15 protein-coding genes are annotated in these 14,683 nt (G+C 66.8%); 6 read left to right on the top strand and 9 right to left on the bottom strand.

Translation table 11 applies throughout. From position 1 onward, the window contains the following. The first annotated feature begins 2 nt into the window (after positions 1 to 2). Positions 3 to 1,361 carry a M1 family metallopeptidase gene (locus UC32_RS05780; protein ID WP_045730319.1) on the top strand — a complete coding sequence of 453 codons (1,359 nt, stop codon included), beginning with the start codon at positions 3 to 5 and terminating at the stop codon, positions 1,359 to 1,361. A gap of 13 nt (positions 1,362 to 1,374) precedes the next feature. Here the strand turns inward: UC32_RS05780 and UC32_RS05785 are convergent, their stop codons facing one another. Genes UC32_RS05785 through pheS form a run of 3 tightly spaced genes read right to left on the bottom strand, consistent with a single transcriptional unit; the run spans position 1,375 to position 5,712 of the window. After that, a complete protein-coding gene (locus tag UC32_RS05785; protein ID WP_045730320.1) occupies positions 1,375 to 2,067 on the bottom strand; it encodes a 4'-phosphopantetheinyl transferase family protein in 693 nt (230 codons plus the stop codon). A gap of 37 nt (positions 2,068 to 2,104) precedes the next feature. Then, on the bottom strand, positions 2,105 to 4,648 hold the full coding sequence (gene pheT / locus UC32_RS05790) for a phenylalanine--tRNA ligase subunit beta (RefSeq protein WP_045730321.1): 2,544 nt from the start codon (positions 4,646 to 4,648) through the stop codon (positions 2,105 to 2,107). 2 nt (positions 4,649 to 4,650) lie between these two features. Then, a complete protein-coding gene (gene pheS, locus UC32_RS05795) occupies positions 4,651 to 5,712 on the bottom strand; it encodes a phenylalanine--tRNA ligase subunit alpha (protein ID WP_045730322.1) in 1,062 nt (353 codons plus the stop codon). A 308-nt stretch (positions 5,713 to 6,020) separates the two neighbouring features. Here pheS and UC32_RS05800 point away from each other — a divergent pair, with 308 nt between their 5' ends. Genes UC32_RS05800 through UC32_RS05810 form a run of 3 tightly spaced genes read left to right on the top strand, consistent with a single transcriptional unit; the run spans position 6,021 to position 8,258 of the window. Continuing rightward, complete coding sequence (locus UC32_RS05800; RefSeq protein WP_045730473.1) at positions 6,021 to 6,440, top strand: hypothetical protein; 420 nt, start codon at positions 6,021 to 6,023, stop codon at positions 6,438 to 6,440. After that, on the top strand, positions 6,437 to 7,102 hold the full coding sequence (locus tag UC32_RS05805; RefSeq protein ID WP_045730323.1) for an SIMPL domain-containing protein: 666 nt from the start codon (positions 6,437 to 6,439) through the stop codon (positions 7,100 to 7,102). Before UC32_RS05800 ends, UC32_RS05805 begins: the two co-directional genes overlap by 4 nt. Positions 7,103 to 7,151: 49 nt before the next feature. Continuing rightward, entirely contained in the window at positions 7,152 to 8,258 is a 1,107-nt protein-coding gene (locus UC32_RS05810; RefSeq protein WP_045730324.1) for an Rv2578c family radical SAM protein, read from the top strand. A gap of 1 nt (position 8,259) precedes the next feature. Here the strand turns inward: UC32_RS05810 and UC32_RS05815 are convergent, their stop codons facing one another. Further along, positions 8,260 to 8,703, bottom strand: a complete 444-nt coding sequence (locus tag UC32_RS05815) for a (deoxy)nucleoside triphosphate pyrophosphohydrolase (RefSeq protein WP_045730325.1) — start codon at positions 8,701 to 8,703, stop codon at positions 8,260 to 8,262. A 168-nt stretch (positions 8,704 to 8,871) separates the two neighbouring features. Here UC32_RS05815 and UC32_RS05820 point away from each other — a divergent pair, with 168 nt between their 5' ends. Next, a complete protein-coding gene (locus tag UC32_RS05820) occupies positions 8,872 to 10,080 on the top strand; it encodes an MFS transporter (RefSeq protein ID WP_045730326.1) in 1,209 nt (402 codons plus the stop codon). 38 nt (positions 10,081 to 10,118) lie between these two features. Here UC32_RS05820 and UC32_RS05825 read toward each other — a convergent pair whose 3' ends face one another. Further along, positions 10,119 to 11,048, bottom strand: a complete 930-nt coding sequence (locus UC32_RS05825; protein WP_045730327.1) for a cation diffusion facilitator family transporter — start codon at positions 11,046 to 11,048, stop codon at positions 10,119 to 10,121. A gap of 191 nt (positions 11,049 to 11,239) precedes the next feature. Here UC32_RS05825 and UC32_RS05830 point away from each other — a divergent pair, with 191 nt between their 5' ends. After that, a complete protein-coding gene (locus tag UC32_RS05830; RefSeq protein WP_015936694.1) occupies positions 11,240 to 11,515 on the top strand; it encodes a GlsB/YeaQ/YmgE family stress response membrane protein in 276 nt (91 codons plus the stop codon). A gap of 112 nt (positions 11,516 to 11,627) precedes the next feature. On the opposite strand, the gene UC32_RS05835 is transcribed toward UC32_RS05830, so the two are convergent. The 4 genes from UC32_RS05835 to infC form a co-directional block, all read right to left on the bottom strand. Further along, positions 11,628 to 12,521, bottom strand: coding sequence for a TrmH family RNA methyltransferase (locus UC32_RS05835; RefSeq protein WP_045730328.1), 894 nt, complete (start codon positions 12,519 to 12,521; stop codon positions 11,628 to 11,630). 61 nt (positions 12,522 to 12,582) lie between these two features. Then, positions 12,583 to 13,047 carry a 50S ribosomal protein L20 gene (gene rplT, locus UC32_RS05840; protein WP_045730329.1) on the bottom strand — a complete coding sequence of 155 codons (465 nt, stop codon included), beginning with the start codon at positions 13,045 to 13,047 and terminating at the stop codon, positions 12,583 to 12,585. A 119-nt stretch (positions 13,048 to 13,166) separates the two neighbouring features. Then, a complete protein-coding gene (gene rpmI / locus UC32_RS05845; protein ID WP_009358635.1) occupies positions 13,167 to 13,361 on the bottom strand; it encodes a 50S ribosomal protein L35 in 195 nt (64 codons plus the stop codon). A gap of 116 nt (positions 13,362 to 13,477) precedes the next feature. Beyond that, entirely contained in the window at positions 13,478 to 14,440 is a 963-nt protein-coding gene (infC, locus tag UC32_RS05850; RefSeq protein ID WP_045730330.1) for a translation initiation factor IF-3, read from the bottom strand. Positions 14,441 to 14,683 lie beyond the last annotated feature (243 nt).

Genomic DNA, 14,683 nt, shown 5'->3' on the forward strand with positions numbered 1-14,683 from the left:
CCATGAGTTCTCCAGCATCAGCCGCCCGCGGCAGCGTGGCCGCGTCCAGCGGTGCTGCCCCCGATCCTTACATGCCGGGTGCGGGCACCAACGCCTACACGGTGGAACGCTACGAACTGGACCTCGATTACCGCGTGGCCAGCAACCGCCTGAGCGGCAGGGCGGTGCTGCACGGCGTTGCCTGCCTGCCGACGTCGGCCATTGTCCTCGACCTGGTGGGCCTTCGCGCCACCAAGGTCCAGCTCAACGGGAGGCAAGCGCGGTTCAACCAGCGCGCCGAGCAGCTGGTGGTCTCAACCCCTGCTCCCCTCCAGGCGGACGAGCCCTTCACCCTCGACGTCCGCTACGGGGGCAGCCCGTCGCCGCGGCGGGGCCTGTGGGGCGAAGTGGGCTGGGAAGAACTGACCGACGGCGTGCTGGTGGCCGGGCAGCCCAACGGCGCACCATCCTGGTTTCCGTGCAACGACCATCCCCGCGACAAGGCCAGCTACAGGTTCACGGTGACCACCGACGCGAACTACCGCGCCGTCTGCAACGGGGCCCTGCAGTCCAGGACCACCCGGTCCAGCCGCGAAACCTGGACCTACGAACAGGCTGAGCCGATGCCCGCATACCTGGCCACGGTGCAAATCGGCCGGTACGGGCTGCTGGAACTCGACGCCGGGCGGTCCGGAACTCAGGTGCCGCAGTCGGTTGCGGTCTCCCCCGCCCTCGCCGACCAGGCACGCGCCGGGCTGGCTCTGCAGCCGGCCATGATGCGGACGTTCAGCAGCTGCTTCGGACCGTATCCCTTTACCGGCTATACGGTGGTGGTCACCGAGGACGAACTGGAAATTCCCCTGGAAGCCCAGGGGATGTCCATCCTGGGCCCAAACCATTTGAACGCCGACTGGGAATCGCAGCGGCTGATTGCCCATGAGCTCTCGCACCAGTGGTTCGGTAACTCCCTCACGGTGGCCAGCTGGCAGGACATCTGGCTCCACGAGGGCTTCGCCTGCTACGCCGAGTGGATCTGGTCCGAGGAAGCCGGCGTGATGTCCGTTGCCGCCCGCGCCGGCGCGGCGTGGCGGCGCCTCAAGGCCGAAGCGCAGGACCTCCTGGTGGGCGACCCCGGGCCAGAGCACATGTTTGATGACCGGGTTTACAAGCGGGGCGCCTTGGCCGTCCACGCGGTCCGCGTTGCGGTGGGTGACCTTGCCTTCTTCGCGCTGCTGCAGGAGTGGACATCCGCCCACCGGCACGGCTCGGTCAGCACCCACGACTTCATCATGGCCGTGGACCGTGCCACCGCCATCGACACGGAGGCGCTGCTCCACCCGTGGCTGTACGAGGAGCTGCTGCCGCCGCTGCCCGCCGGCTGACGTCGCTAAAGGACTATCCGGACGGGGAAAGCGCGACGGCGGCCGCCAGGCGCGCGGGCAGCCCGGTTTCGGCAGGGGCCAGGTCCCTCAGGCCCGGCAATGTCCGGACGTCCAGGGAGGACGGGGCGGTGCGGAGTCCGGCTCCGGTCATCTTCAGCCAGGCTTCCTTCCGTGCCCACAGCCTCGCATGTTCCGCCGGCAGCGCCTTCGGCGCCACGTCCCTCATGGCTTCCCGCTCCGCCGGGGCCAGGGCAAGCTCGGTGAATCCTTTGAAATCAGTGCGGTCCGGGTCTTCGATGTCCACCCCCAGCCGGACTTCCGGTCCGGCGTCCGGTACCGCGGCCAGCAAGGTCCAGCCGGCGGCCCGGGAGAGGCTCAGTGCCAGCGGCAGCCGGGTGCCCCGGCAAGAGTAACCGGGCCGGCCGTGGCTGACGTCCACGCCGGTTCCGCACTGCGGGCAGCTGGAGGAAGCACGGAGGCCGGCTTCCGGCAGCCCCAGCAGACCGGCAGCGAACCTGCGCTGGGCCACTCGTGACACCAGGAAACGGAGGCCGGCAGCCGGCTCCATGGCGCGCCCGCGCTGCAGCTCGGCGTCGTCAAGGATCCCTTCTGCCTCTGCCAGGAAGGCGCTTTCCATCTCCGCTGAACCGTCTTGCCCGGGCAGCAAAAAGGGCGGGACGGCACGAACCACGAGATGTGGAGTCATGCCGCCCCGCCCTTTGAATTGCCAGCCGGACCAGCGGCTAGCGCTGGAAAGCCCCGAAACGCTCCGCTGCCAGTGCCACGGCACCCTCGCGGGCGGCGGACGCCTCGTCAGCTGTCAGGGTGCGGTCCGCGGCGCGGAACCGCAGGCCGAACGCCAGCGACTTCTTGCCGTCCTCGATGCCCTTGCCGGCGTACACATCGAACAGGGCGACGTCCTCCAGCAGTTCGCCGGCGCCTTCGCGGAGTGCGTCGAGCACGTCGTCTGCCGGAACCTCGGCCGGGACCACCAGCGCCACGTCCTGGGTCGCCACCGGGAACGTGGAGATGTGGCGGGCCACGATCACGTCCGGTGCGGCCTCGAACAGGGCGTCGGCGTTGAGCTCCAGCGCTACCGAGCGGGCGGGCATATCAGACGCTGCCAGCAGCTTGGGGTGCAGTTCGCCGGCGTAGCCCACGGTCTCCCCGGTCCGGAGCGACAACTTCGCGGCCCGGCCCGGGTGGAATGCCTGGTGGGTTCCCTGGCTGGCAACCAGGTCCACGCCGAGGACGTCGCCGGCAAGGCGGGCGATGTCCAGGGCATCCGCCCAGTCCCACACCCTGGGGGCGTGCGCTGCAGCCGCCGGGGAGTCGTGCCCGGTCAGGACCGCGGCGACGTGGAACGGCTGGTCCGGGACGCCGTCGTACAGCGCGTCCAGCACCTCATCGGCGGGCTTGGCGCCCAGCGGCGGGATCGACTCGGTTCCCATGGTCTCGCCGGGCAGGAACACCTGGCCGGATTCGAAGATGGCGAGGTCGCGGAAGCCGCGGGAGTGGTTGCGCTTGGCCACCTCGATCAGTCCCGGAAGGATGGACGTGCGCAGGAACCCCTGCTCTTCGCTGATCGGGTTGGCCAGCTTGAGTGCGGGGCGGTCGCCGCCTTGTTCGGCCACGCCGAACGTGTCATTGGCCGCCTTCGAGACGAAGGGGTAGGACAGGACTTCGGTCAGCCCGGCGTCTGCCAGCGACTGGATGAGCCGGCGGCGCTGCTGCTGGACGCGCGTCAGGCCACGTCCGGGAGGGGCAACCGGCAGCGTGGCGGGGATCTTGTCGTAGCCCACCAGCCGGGCGATTTCCTCGGTCAGGTCTTCCTTGGTCTCCAGGTCGTGCCGCCAGCTGGGCGCCGTGACCGTCCAGCCGCCGTCGACCTTGTCTACCGCTGCACCGAGGTCCGCCAGCGACGTCACGATCTGCTCTTCGGTGAAGTCGATGCCGATGCGTGCGGCCGCGAAGCCTGCCGGCAGGTCAATGGTGACAGTTTCCGGGGCGGTTCCGACGTCGGTGCCCGCCTCGTCCGCGGTGCCGCCGGCCAGTTCCACGAGGAGGTCCACGACCCGCTGCGCGGCGATGCCGGCCACGTGCCAGTCGACGCCGCGTTCGAAGCGCTTGGACGCTTCGGACGGCAGCTTGTGCCGGCGCCGGGAACGGCCGATGGATACGTCATCGAAGTGGGCCGCTTCGACCAGGATGTTCGACGTCGTGCCGCCCACCTCGGTAGCCGCGCCGCCCATGACGCCTGCGATGCCGATGGCACCGGAGTCGTCGGTGATGAGCAGGTCCTCGGGATCGAGGGTGCGTTCCTTGTCATCGAGGGTGGTGATCTTCTCGCCTGCGGCTGCACGGCGCACCACGATGTCGCCGGAGAGCTTGTCCAGGTCGTAGCAGTGCGTGGGCTGGCCCAGTTCGAGCATCACGTAGTTGGAGATGTCCACCGGCAGGGATATGGAGCGGATGCCGGCGAGGCGCAGGCGGGAAGCCATCCATGGCGGGGTGGGCCGGCTGGGGTCCACGCCGCGGACGGTGCGCGCCACGAAGCGGTCGCAGCCGGGCTTGCCGTAGATGGGGGTGTCGTCGTTGAGCTTGACGCCGTAGCCGCCGGACAGCACCTCAGGGGCCTGTACCTTGCTGGCAGGGTCCGTGAAGGTGGTTCCCGTGGCGTGCGCGTACTCGCGGGCCGCGCCACGGATGGAGAAGGCGTAGCCGCGGTCCGGGGTGACGTTGATTTCGGCCGCCTGGTCGTAGAGGCCCAGCAGTTCCATCGCGTCCGTGCCGATTTCAGGATCAAGGCCGATGCGGGAGAGGACCAGGATGCCGTCGTGGTCTTCTCCGATGCCAAGCTCACGGACGGAGGCGATCATGCCCGCGGAGAGGTGTCCGTAGGTCTTGCGGGCGGAGATGCGGAAATCGCCCGGCAGCACGGCGCCCGGCAGGGTGACCACTACCTTGTCGCCTTCCACGAAGTTGTGGGCGCCGCAGATGATGCCCTGGACGCCGGAAGGATCGATGCCCTCGCCGGTGAGGGTCTGTTCCGCGCCTTCGGGGACAACGCGGACCTGGCACCAGTTGATGGTCTTGCCGTTGGTCTGCGGTTCCTTGACCAGGCTCAGGACCTGGCCCACCACAACCGGCCCCTGCAGGGCATCGGTGGGACGGTGGACGTCCTCTTCCTCGAAGCCGACCTTAACCAGCTCTTCCATGACATCTTCGGCCGTGGCGCCGGCCGGTACTTCTGCGAATTCACGCAGCCAGGAAAGTGGGATACGCACTGTTAGATCTCCATCCCGAAGTGCTCGCTGAAACGTACGTCGCCTTCGATCATGTCGCGCATGTCGCTGACTTCGTTGCGGAACATGAGGGCACGCTCAATGCCCATGCCGAAGGCAAAACCTGAATAGACATCCGGGTCGATGCCGGCCGCGCGGAGGACGTTGGGGTTGACCATGCCGCAGCCGCCCCACTCGATCCAGCGCGGACCGCCCTTGGCGCCCGGGTGGAAGATGTCCAACTCCGCGGACGGCTCGGTGAACGGGAAGTAGTTGGGCCGCAGCCGGACCTTCGCCTCGTCACCGAACATCTGCCGGGTGAAGTGCTCCAGGGTGCCGAGCAGGTCCGCCATGGACAGGCCCTTGTCGATGGCCAGGCCCTCGAACTGGTGGAATACCGGCGTGTGCGTGGCGTCGAGTTCATCGGTGCGGAACACCTTGCCCGGGCACAGGACGTAGATAGGCAGGTCCCGTTCCAGCATGGAGCGGACCTGGACCGGGGACGTGTGCGTGCGCATGAGGAGGTGTGCCTCGGGCGGCTCCACGAAGAACGTGTCCTGCATTTCCCGTGCGGGGTGGTCCGGCTTGAAGTTCAGGGCGTCGAAGTTGAACCACTCCGATTCAACTTCCGGGCCTTCGGCGATTTCCCAGCCCATGCCGACGAAGATGTCCGCAACGCGGTCCTGCAGGGTGGACAGCGGGTGCCGGGCACCGGCACGACGGCGGCGGGGCGCGGCGGTGACGTCCACGGTCTCTTCGAGGAGGATCCGTGCGTCGTTTTCGGCTTCCAGCACCGCGGTACGGTCGGCGAGCGCATTGTTGACCCGGCCGCGGGACGCGCCCATCAGCTTCCCGGCGAGCGCTTTCTGGTCCTTGGGGAGCCTGCCGATTTCACGGTTGGCCAGGCTGAGCGGGGACTTCTCCCCCGTATGTGCCAGCCTCACCGCCTTCAGCTCGTCAAGGGTGGCCGCACCGGCGATGGCGGTGACGGCCTGGTCTACAGCGGCGTTGATGGCGGATTCATCCGTGGGGTTCGGGATGGCATCGCCCGGCAAAGTTTCAGTCATCTACTGTTCTTAGCTTCGAGTTCGTTGGCTGCCGGCGAACAGGGCAGCCTGCACGGTTTCCCGGCGGCGCGTCCGTCACTGGCAGGTCATGGATGAACGCCCGTGGATTCAGTTCAGTAATCCCGTGCATTCAATGACCAGGGCAGGGCCAGCCGGAAAACCGGCAGCCACTGCCCTCCAGTCTAGTAGAACGCTCCGGCTACCATGGCCTCATGACATTGCGGCAGCGCCCCGGGCGCAAGCAGTACCTGCGCCTGCAACACTTACGCCACGTCCTCCTTCGCCGCTGCCGCCGGCGCCGGCGCTCCCTGACGGCCGGCCAACGGGTCAGGCAGGCCGCCAACCTGGCCAACGGCAGCACTCTGCTGGGCCTGGCCGTGGCCCGCGCTGCCCGCACCCGCCTGCATCGCGGTCCGCGCGGGCTGTTCCTGGCCGCTGGTTATGGATGGCCGTTGCCGGTTGCCGGGGCATTCACCCTGGGCAACGTGGTGCTGTCCCGCTGCTCTGCGGAGGCCTTGCTGGACCGGCCGGAACTGTTGGGGCACGAGGAGAAGCACTGCTCCCAATACGCCTGGTGCCTGGGCCTTCCCTTCATCCCGCTGTACCTGCTGGCCGCGGGATGGTCGACGCTGCGGACCGGTAATCCGGGGACGGGTAACGTCTTCGAGCGGCAGGCGGGCCTGCTGGCGGGTGGCTATCCGGCGCAGGGCAAGCGGGCCTGGGCATGACGCCGGCGGACACTCCGGTACCCGTGCACGAGGGCAGCGTTTCCGTCACCGGGTCTGGCTGGGCGGATGCTGCCCCGGACGTGGCGGTTGTTTCCATTGGAGTTGAATGCCGCCGCGAGTCTGTTGAGGCTGCCTACTCTGCTGCAGGGAGCGCACTGGCTGCCGTCACGGCAGCTTTCCGCGGTCACGGCGTTGCCGCTGCGGACCTGCGGACGGCCGGTCTGAACGTCAGGGCAGACCTCGTATGGCGCGAGGGCGAAGGCCAGCGGGTGGCGGGGTATGTCGCTGCCAGCACCCTTGCTGTGCAGTTGCGGGATGTTGCGGCGGCTTCGCGGATGATTTCCGACGCCACGGCGGCTGGCGGCAACGATGTCCGGCTGAACGGCCTGACCTTCTCAATTTCGGATCCTTCAGCGGTGAAAGAGCGTGCCCGCGCAGCAGCGTGGGAGGACGCCAGGGCCGCTGCCTCGCAGTACGCCGCCCTTGCCTCTGCCACGCTGGGCAGCGTCCTGTCAGTGGCCGAGGTCCCTGCGGCTCAGGGCCCCGTCCCCGTGGCGGGGATCCAACGCATGGCTGCCGCGGAAAGCGTGTCCGTGGAGCCGGGGGAAAGCCGGGTGGACGCGGCCGTCACCGTGGTGTGGGAGCTTAAGGCCGGACACTAGCGGGCTGCGCTGCCTTGACATTCATTCGAACATGTCTTCGAATAAATGCATGAGATGGGACGCGCAGGCACTGCTGCAGGCACCCGGGGACGGTTCCGCTGCCGCTCCCGCACTTCTTCCCCTTGCCGGCTTGGTCCGTTCCGTCACCACACCGGAGTTTGCGGGCATCACCTTTCACGAGGTCACCGCAAAATCCGTGCTGAACAGGGTGCCGGCCGGTTCAAAAATGCCGTTTGAGTGGACCGTGAATCCCTACCGCGGCTGCAGCCACGCCTGCGTTTACTGTTTTGCCCGCAAGAGCCACACCTATCTCGATTTTGACGCCGGCCTGGACTTCGACAGCCAGGTGGTGGTCAAGGTCAACGCGGCGGAGGTCCTGCGCAAGGAGTTGGCCAAGCCGTCCTGGACACGGCCGCAGGTTGCGCTGGGAACCAACACCGACCCCTACCAGCGTGCGGAGGGCAGGTACCGGCTGATGCCCGGCATCATTTCTGCGCTGGCTGATTCCGGCACTCCCCTGTCCATCCTGACCAAGGGAACGCTGCTGGCGCGGGACATTCCGTTGCTGAAGAGCGCCGCAGCACAAGTCCCTGTTGGCCTGGGCATATCACTGGCCATGACGGACGAGGCCCTCTCCGAGGCCATAGAACCGGGAACGCCGGGTCCGCGGGCACGGCTCAAGCTCGTGTCCAGGCTCCGGGAGGCGGGCCTTCCGTGCGGGGTCATGGCGATGCCCATCCTGCCGTGGCTTTCGGACAGCGACGAAGCCCTGGACGCACTTTTCGCTTCGCTGGCCGCAGCCGGAGCCACCGGCGTCAGCGCGGGCGCCCTATACCTCAAACCCGGCACCCGGGAATGGTTCATGAAGTGGATTGCCGCAAACCACCCCGGGCTGGCAGGCCGCTACCGCCGCCTCTACGGGTCAGGCTCCTACGCGTCCAAGGAGTACAGGACCTGGCTGGCGGGCAAGGTGCGCTATTTCAAGGCACGGCACGGCTTTGCCTTCTCGTCCGGGTTCAGCCACCGGGACCTTGATCCCCGTGATGAGGAAGCCGTGTACCCTGCAGGCATCATCCCCGAAGCCCGGACGGTGCGCGGTGCAGCCGGTTCCGCCCCACACGGTGGTGCTGCGGGCACTCAGCAGGCCCTCTTCTAGGTCAGCGCCCCGCGGCCGGAACGGCCAGGGCAGCGAGCAATGCACGGACAATCGGGAAGTCCGCCGGTATCCACGGCAACGCCAGGACGGCATCCGGGTCGTTGAGGGGCAGCCAGCGCAACTGATCATGGTCCTCCAGCGGACTGGGGTCGCCGGAGACAACCTCTGCGGACCAGACGCGCATCGCGGCCCGGTCGTTCAGCGGCCAGCCGCCGGGTCCGTCGGCCGGAAGCTCCGCCCCCAGGCGGACAACAACGCCCAGTTCCTCCAGCAGTTCCCGCCGGAGTGCGGCCTCGGGTTCCTCTCCGGGTTCAACCTTGCCACCGGGGAACTCCCAAAGGCCGGCCAGTTTTTCGGGGGCATTCCGCCTTGCCACGAGCAGCAGCGTCGGCTGGGCCAGCCGGTCCACCACGGCTCCGCCCACCACCTGTATCAGTTCAGTCACAGCTTCAGTCTATGGGGGACAATGGGAACACCGGCCGGGCTTCCCGGGGAATATCCGTCCCCGGGAGGCAGTTGACCAAATCCGGGCCCGTGGTTCATCCGGGCCGTGCAGCCCCACCGTCGTGGCATGTGTTTCGTCCATCAGCAATCCACTTCGGAAAGCAGGCTTATGAGCAGCGCCACCCAAACGTCCACGGCGGGTCCCCTGACCTCCCGCAACCTGGCCCTGGCGATCCTTTCGCTGGCCATGGGCGGCGTCGGCATCGGGGTAACCGAGTTCACCATGATGGGCCTGCTGAAAGAGGTGGAACAAGGGCTGGGCATCAGCACGCCGGAAGCTGGCCACCTGATTTCCGCCTACGCCCTGGGCGTGGTGGTGGGAGCACCGCTGCTGGCGGCCGTCGGCGCGCGGCTGCCGCGCAAGCAGCTCGCCCTGGGCCTGCTGTTGTTCTTCACTGTGGCAAACCTGACGTCGTTCGTGGCTCCCGACTACGGCACCATGCTGGTGTCGCGCTTCGCCGCCGGCCTTCCGCACGGCGCGTTCTTCGGTGTTGCCGCGGTTATCGCCGCGTCCCTCGTTCCGCCCACCCGCCGCGGCTGGGCGATTTCGATGGTGATGGCCGGCCTGAGCATCTCCAACGTAGTGGGCGTACCGTTCGCCACCTGGCTGGGGCAGACGTACGGCTGGCGGCTGCTGTTCGTCCTGGTCGGTTTCATCGGGCTGCTGACCCTGGTGATGGTCTGGCGCTTTGTGCCCTTCCAGGCTGCCCACCCCGACGCGAGCATCAGGCGTGAGCTCGGCGCCTTGAAGCGGCTGCAGGTGTGGCTGGCCATCCTCATCGGTGTGGTGGGTTTTGGCGGCTTCTTTGCCACATACACCTACATCGCCCACACCATGACCATGGTGGCCGGGATCCCGTCGTCGATGATTCCCCTGGTGGTGGCCCTGTACGGCCTGGGCATGGTGGCAGGCAACTTCGTGGGCGGGAGGCTCGCCGACAAATCGGTGATGGGAACGCTGTACAAAGTCCTGCCCGCCATTGCGGTGGCCCTGGTGGTTTACGCCGTGGCAGTGCATTGGCCGTGGTCGGCACTGGTCATGGTGTTCGTGGTGGGCGCCTCCGGGTCCATGCTGATCCCCTCGCTGCAGACCCGGCTACTGGATGCTTCCCGGGACGCCCCATCGCTGGCGTCCTCGCTGAACCACGCGGCGCTCAATGTCGCCAACGCGTTGGGCGCTTTCCTTGGTGGCCTCGTGATCGCCCTCGGGTGGGGCTATGTGGCGCCCGCGCTGGTAGGTGCCGTCCTGGCCATCCTTGGCTTCGGCGTCGCCGTCCTCAGCGGCGTGTTGGAGCGCCGGAAGCCGCTGGCGGCCTGAACTTCCGCTGGGGCGCGGCGGCCGGCGGAGTTCTTTGGCTATCGGTCTTCCAGCGCGGACGTCCGCTGCAGGTCAGGCTCGAGATAGATCACACGCGCTATGGGGACAGCGGTGCGGATCCTTGCCTCCGTGGCGTCGATCTCCGTGGCGATCTGCTCTCCCGTGGAGGACCTGCTGATGGCTATCTTGGCCGCTACCAGGAGTTCTTCCGGCCCAAGGTGCAGCGTCTTGAGGTGGATCAGCCGGCCGCCGTCGGACTCGATGGCGGCCGTGATCTTTTCGACGTCCCGCCGTGTGGCGGACTCCCCCACGAGCAGTGACTTGGTTTCCAACGCAAGCACAACGGCGATGGCAACAAGCAGCAGTCCGATCATGGCCGTTCCCGCGGCGTCCCACAGTCCGTTGCCGGTCAGGAGGGTCATGCCGACCCCGATCAGGGCGAACGCCAGGCCCAGCAGGGCGCCGAAATCCTCGAGCAGGATCACCGGGAGCTCCGGCTGTTTGGCGCTGCGGACGAACTTCACCCAGGACTGGGAGCCGCGGGAGCGGTTCGATTCGCGGATCGCCGTCCGGAAGGAAAAGCCCTCGGCGAGGATGGCGCCCACCAGGACAGCCAGCGGAACCCACCAGAATTCCCCTTCGATTGCGTGCGGATCGCGGAGCTTCTCCCAGGCTTCGAAGAGGGCGAAAAGGCCACCGAGGCTGAACAGCACGATGGAGACGATGAAGGCGTAGATATAGCGCTCCCGTACGTACCCGAAGGGGTGCTGGGGACTGGCGGCCCGCTGCGACTTCTTGCCGCCCACCAGAAGCAGGAGCTGGTTTCCGGAATCAGCTACAGAGTGGATCGCCTCGGCGAGCATTGACGATGACCTGGTCAGGAAATAGGCGATGAACTTCAATGCGGCGATGGACAGGTTTGCGGCCAGCGCCGCAATGATCGCTTTGTTTCCGCCATGTGCAGCCACGGTGGCCCCTCCAGGTTCGGGATTGTCGCATCACCGGTCCGGCTTCGTTTCCGGCCATGCATACCGTACCCACGGTGCGCCCCCGTATGCAGCAGGCGCAAGGCCCGCCCCCTGCTGACTTTGCGGGCCCGTTATGTTAGCTTGAGCCTCATCGGGACCATCACGTTCCCGTGAATATATGAGGAGGAAACATGGGTTTTCTTGCTTGGATTATTCTCGGCCTGATTGTTGGGGCCATTGTTAAAGCCGTCATGCCCGGCAGGGTCGGCGGCGGTTGGGTCACCAGCCTGGTTCTGGGTGTGGTGGGCGCCATCGTAGGCGGCTGGATTGGCAGCCTCCTGTTCAACCGGGGCGATCTTGGCTTCTTCGACCTCGGAACCTGGATTCTCGCTATTGTTGGCGGCCTGGTGGTTGCCGGCATCTACGGAGCAATCACTGGCCGCGGCAAGGCAACCCGCGCGCCCTAGAGGGCACCGTCAGCGGAATCTGCCGCTATCCAGGGCCCCGGATCTTCCGGGGCCTTTACTTTTGTCCCGGCGCACTGAGCGGCAGATACTCTTTCCCCGGGGCAAGGAGATCTCAGTTGTGCTGCGACCTGGCACTCGCGTAAAGGCAGACGGTGGCCGCCGTTCCCAGGTTGAGGCTTTCGGCACCACCGTAGACCGGCACAGCTACCCGGTGGTCCGCCAGCTCCAGTTCTTCCGCGGACAGCCCCTGCGCCTCGTTGCCGAACAGCCAGGCAGTCGGGCCACCCAGGTCGTACGCCGATTCGGGACCCGCCCCGGTGAGCCTGCGCCGCGCGCTTTCATCCTGCAGGGCGTCCAGGTTCAAGGCTCCGTACCCGTCTGCTGCAAGGATACCGATTCCGCGTGCCTTGCATGCCGCCGCCAGATCAGCCGCTTCAGCGCCCAGGACCACGGGAAGGTGGAACAGCGAGCCGGCAGTTGAGCGGACCGCCTTCGGATTATAGATATCGACGCTGGACCCGGTGAGCACCACGGCGTCGGCACCGGCCGAGTCGGCGGCGCGGAGGACAGTTCCGGCGTTGCCGGGGTCCCGCACCTGGCACAGGACGGCAATGAGGCGGGGCCCGGCGTCGAGCACGGCCTCAAGGGACACGTCAACGAACCTGCAGACGGCAATGATCCCCTGGGGATTGACCGTATCCGCCATCGCTGCCAGGACTTCATCCGTGGCCAACCAGGCGTTGGTCCCCTCGGCAAGTTCCTCGAACTCCGGAAAGCGGTCCAGGCACGCCTCGCTGGCATATACGTCGGTGACTACGCCGGGGGAACCCGCTGCAAGCCGCTCCTGATGGAGCCTCAGGGCCTCGCGCACCGACTGCGGACCTTCGGCCAGGAAGTGGCCGCGCTTTAAACGCGCCGGGCGCCCTGCAAGTTTCGCCACGTCACGGACCCGATCGGCTCGGGGATTGGACAGTGGGGAATCTTGCGGGCGCCCGGTTTTGTTCATACAAGAACTCTAGTGGCTGGTGCCACCGGTTCCTGAACCGCCCCTGGGGGCAGCGGGGTGCTTACTCGGCAGCAGCCTCGGCAGCGACAGCCTTCTTGCGCGTAGCCGGCTTCTTCGCAGCCTTGGGGGCGGCGGCGGGGGCAGCCTGAACAGCGGGAGCGGAGGTGTCGGCAGGCAGGGAGTCCTTGGCAACCTTGACCAGTGCAGCGAAGGCGTTGGCGTCGGAGACGGCCAGTTCAGCCAGCATGCGGCGGTCAACCTCAACCTCAGCGGCCTTCAGGCCCTGGATCAGGCGGTTGTAGGTCAGGCCGTTGGCGCGGGAAGCCGCGTTGATGCGCTGGATCCACAGGCGGCGGAAGTCGCCCTTCTTCTTCTTGCGGTCGCCGTAGCTGTACACAAACGAGTGCAGCAGCTGCTCTTTGGCCTTGCGGTACAGGCGTGAACGCTGTCCACGGTAGCCCTTTGCGCGTTCAAGGATAACCCGGCGCTTCTTGTGGGCGTTGACCGCCCTCTTCACACGTGCCACGTGCGTACTCCTTCGAAAATCTGATCCCAAGCATCTGTCACCGGATGTTCCGGTGGCCTGAGAAGGCTTTTTGGCAATTGACCGGCTGCCGGACGGCAGTCAGCCAGGAAACTTGGAAATTAGATGCCGAGCATCTTCCGGATGACCTTGGCGTCGCCCTTGAAGACGATCTTGTCGCCGGCGAGGCGACGGGTCAGCCTGGAGGACTTGTGCTCGAGGTAGTGGCGGCGGTTGGCCTGCTGGCGGCGCAGCTTGCCGCTGCCGGTCAGCTTGAAGCGCTTCTTAGCACCGCTGTGGGTCTTCATCTTCGGCATGGGAACCGATCTCCTTACGTATCCGCAGGCTATGCCTGCAGCTCTATCGCGCAGCCGCCCCGGGGCGGCTTGCTGGTTGCTGTCTGCCGATGGCCGGAGCCGTCGGCAGCTGTGGACTAAGTGGTCTTCTTACCCGAGGGCTTGGGTGCTGCCTTCGGAACAGGGCGTGCGGCCGGCTTCGGCGCAGCAGGCCGGGCCACCGGCTTCGGCGGCGCCGGGACAGCTGCAGGCTTGGGAGCCGCCACCGGCTTGGGCGCCGGGGCCGCAGCCTTCGGGGCTTCCTGCTTGGGCGCCGGGGCCGCAGCCTTCGGGGCTTCCTGCTTGGGAGCTTCCTGCTTCGGTGCCTCCTGCTTGGGAGCCACTTCAGCTGCCTTGGCCGGAGCCTCGGCAACGGCCGCTTCGGGAGCTTCCACAGCTGCCTGCTCAGCCTTGGCCGGAGCTTCAGCCTCAGTCGAGACCGTGAAGCCCTCCGGCAGCAGATCCGCCAGCGACTGGGTCATGGGAGCCTGGTCCTTGCCGGACGTGTCTAGCCTGCCCGCAGCCTTGGCTTCATTCTCGGCCTTGGCTTCGGCGCGCTGGGTGGCACGGCGTGCCTCCGCCTTCGCTTCTGCCTTGTTCTTCAGCGGACCAACCACCATGACCATGTTGCGGCCGTCGATGCGCGGGCTGGACTCAACCACGCCGACTTCAGCGACGTCGTCGGCGAAGCGCTGGAGGAGGCGGATGCCCATCTCCGGACGCTGCTGCTCACGGCCGCGGAACTGGATCATGGCCTTGACCTTGTCACCGGCACCGAGGAAGCGCAGTGCGTGCCCGCGCTTGGTTTCGTAGTCGTGGGTGTCGATCTTCAGGCGGAAGCGGATTTCTTTCAGAACGGTGTTCGTCTGGTTCTTCCGGGCTTCGCGTGCCTTGACCGCGGCTTCGTACTTGTACTTGCCGAAGTCCATCAGCTTGCACACCGGAGGCTTCGCCTGAGGTGCAACTTCAACGAGATCAAGGTCGGACTCGGCAGCCAGACGCAGGGCATCCTCAATACGGACGATTCCTACCTGTTCACCTGCAGGGCCGACCAGCCGCACCTCGGGGACGCGGATACGCTCATTGATTCTTGGCTCGCTAATGTTAAAGCTCCTGTTTTTGTTGTTGTATCCCGGCAAATAGAGAAGGCCCCCAATTGCCGGAGCAATCGAAGGCCTCAGATCGGGTTGGTGCTGCCGGCCCGGGACGGGCCTGCATGCATTGGTTCGGCGAACTGCCGGACCAATGCCCAACCGTGTACCCGGCAACCTTGCGTTCCACGGGATCCTGACGGAACCTCGGAA

The sequence above is a fragment of the Pseudarthrobacter chlorophenolicus genome, from assembly GCF_000962805.1.
In the GTDB taxonomy this organism is placed as follows: domain Bacteria; phylum Actinomycetota; class Actinomycetes; order Actinomycetales; family Micrococcaceae; genus Arthrobacter; species Arthrobacter chlorophenolicus_A.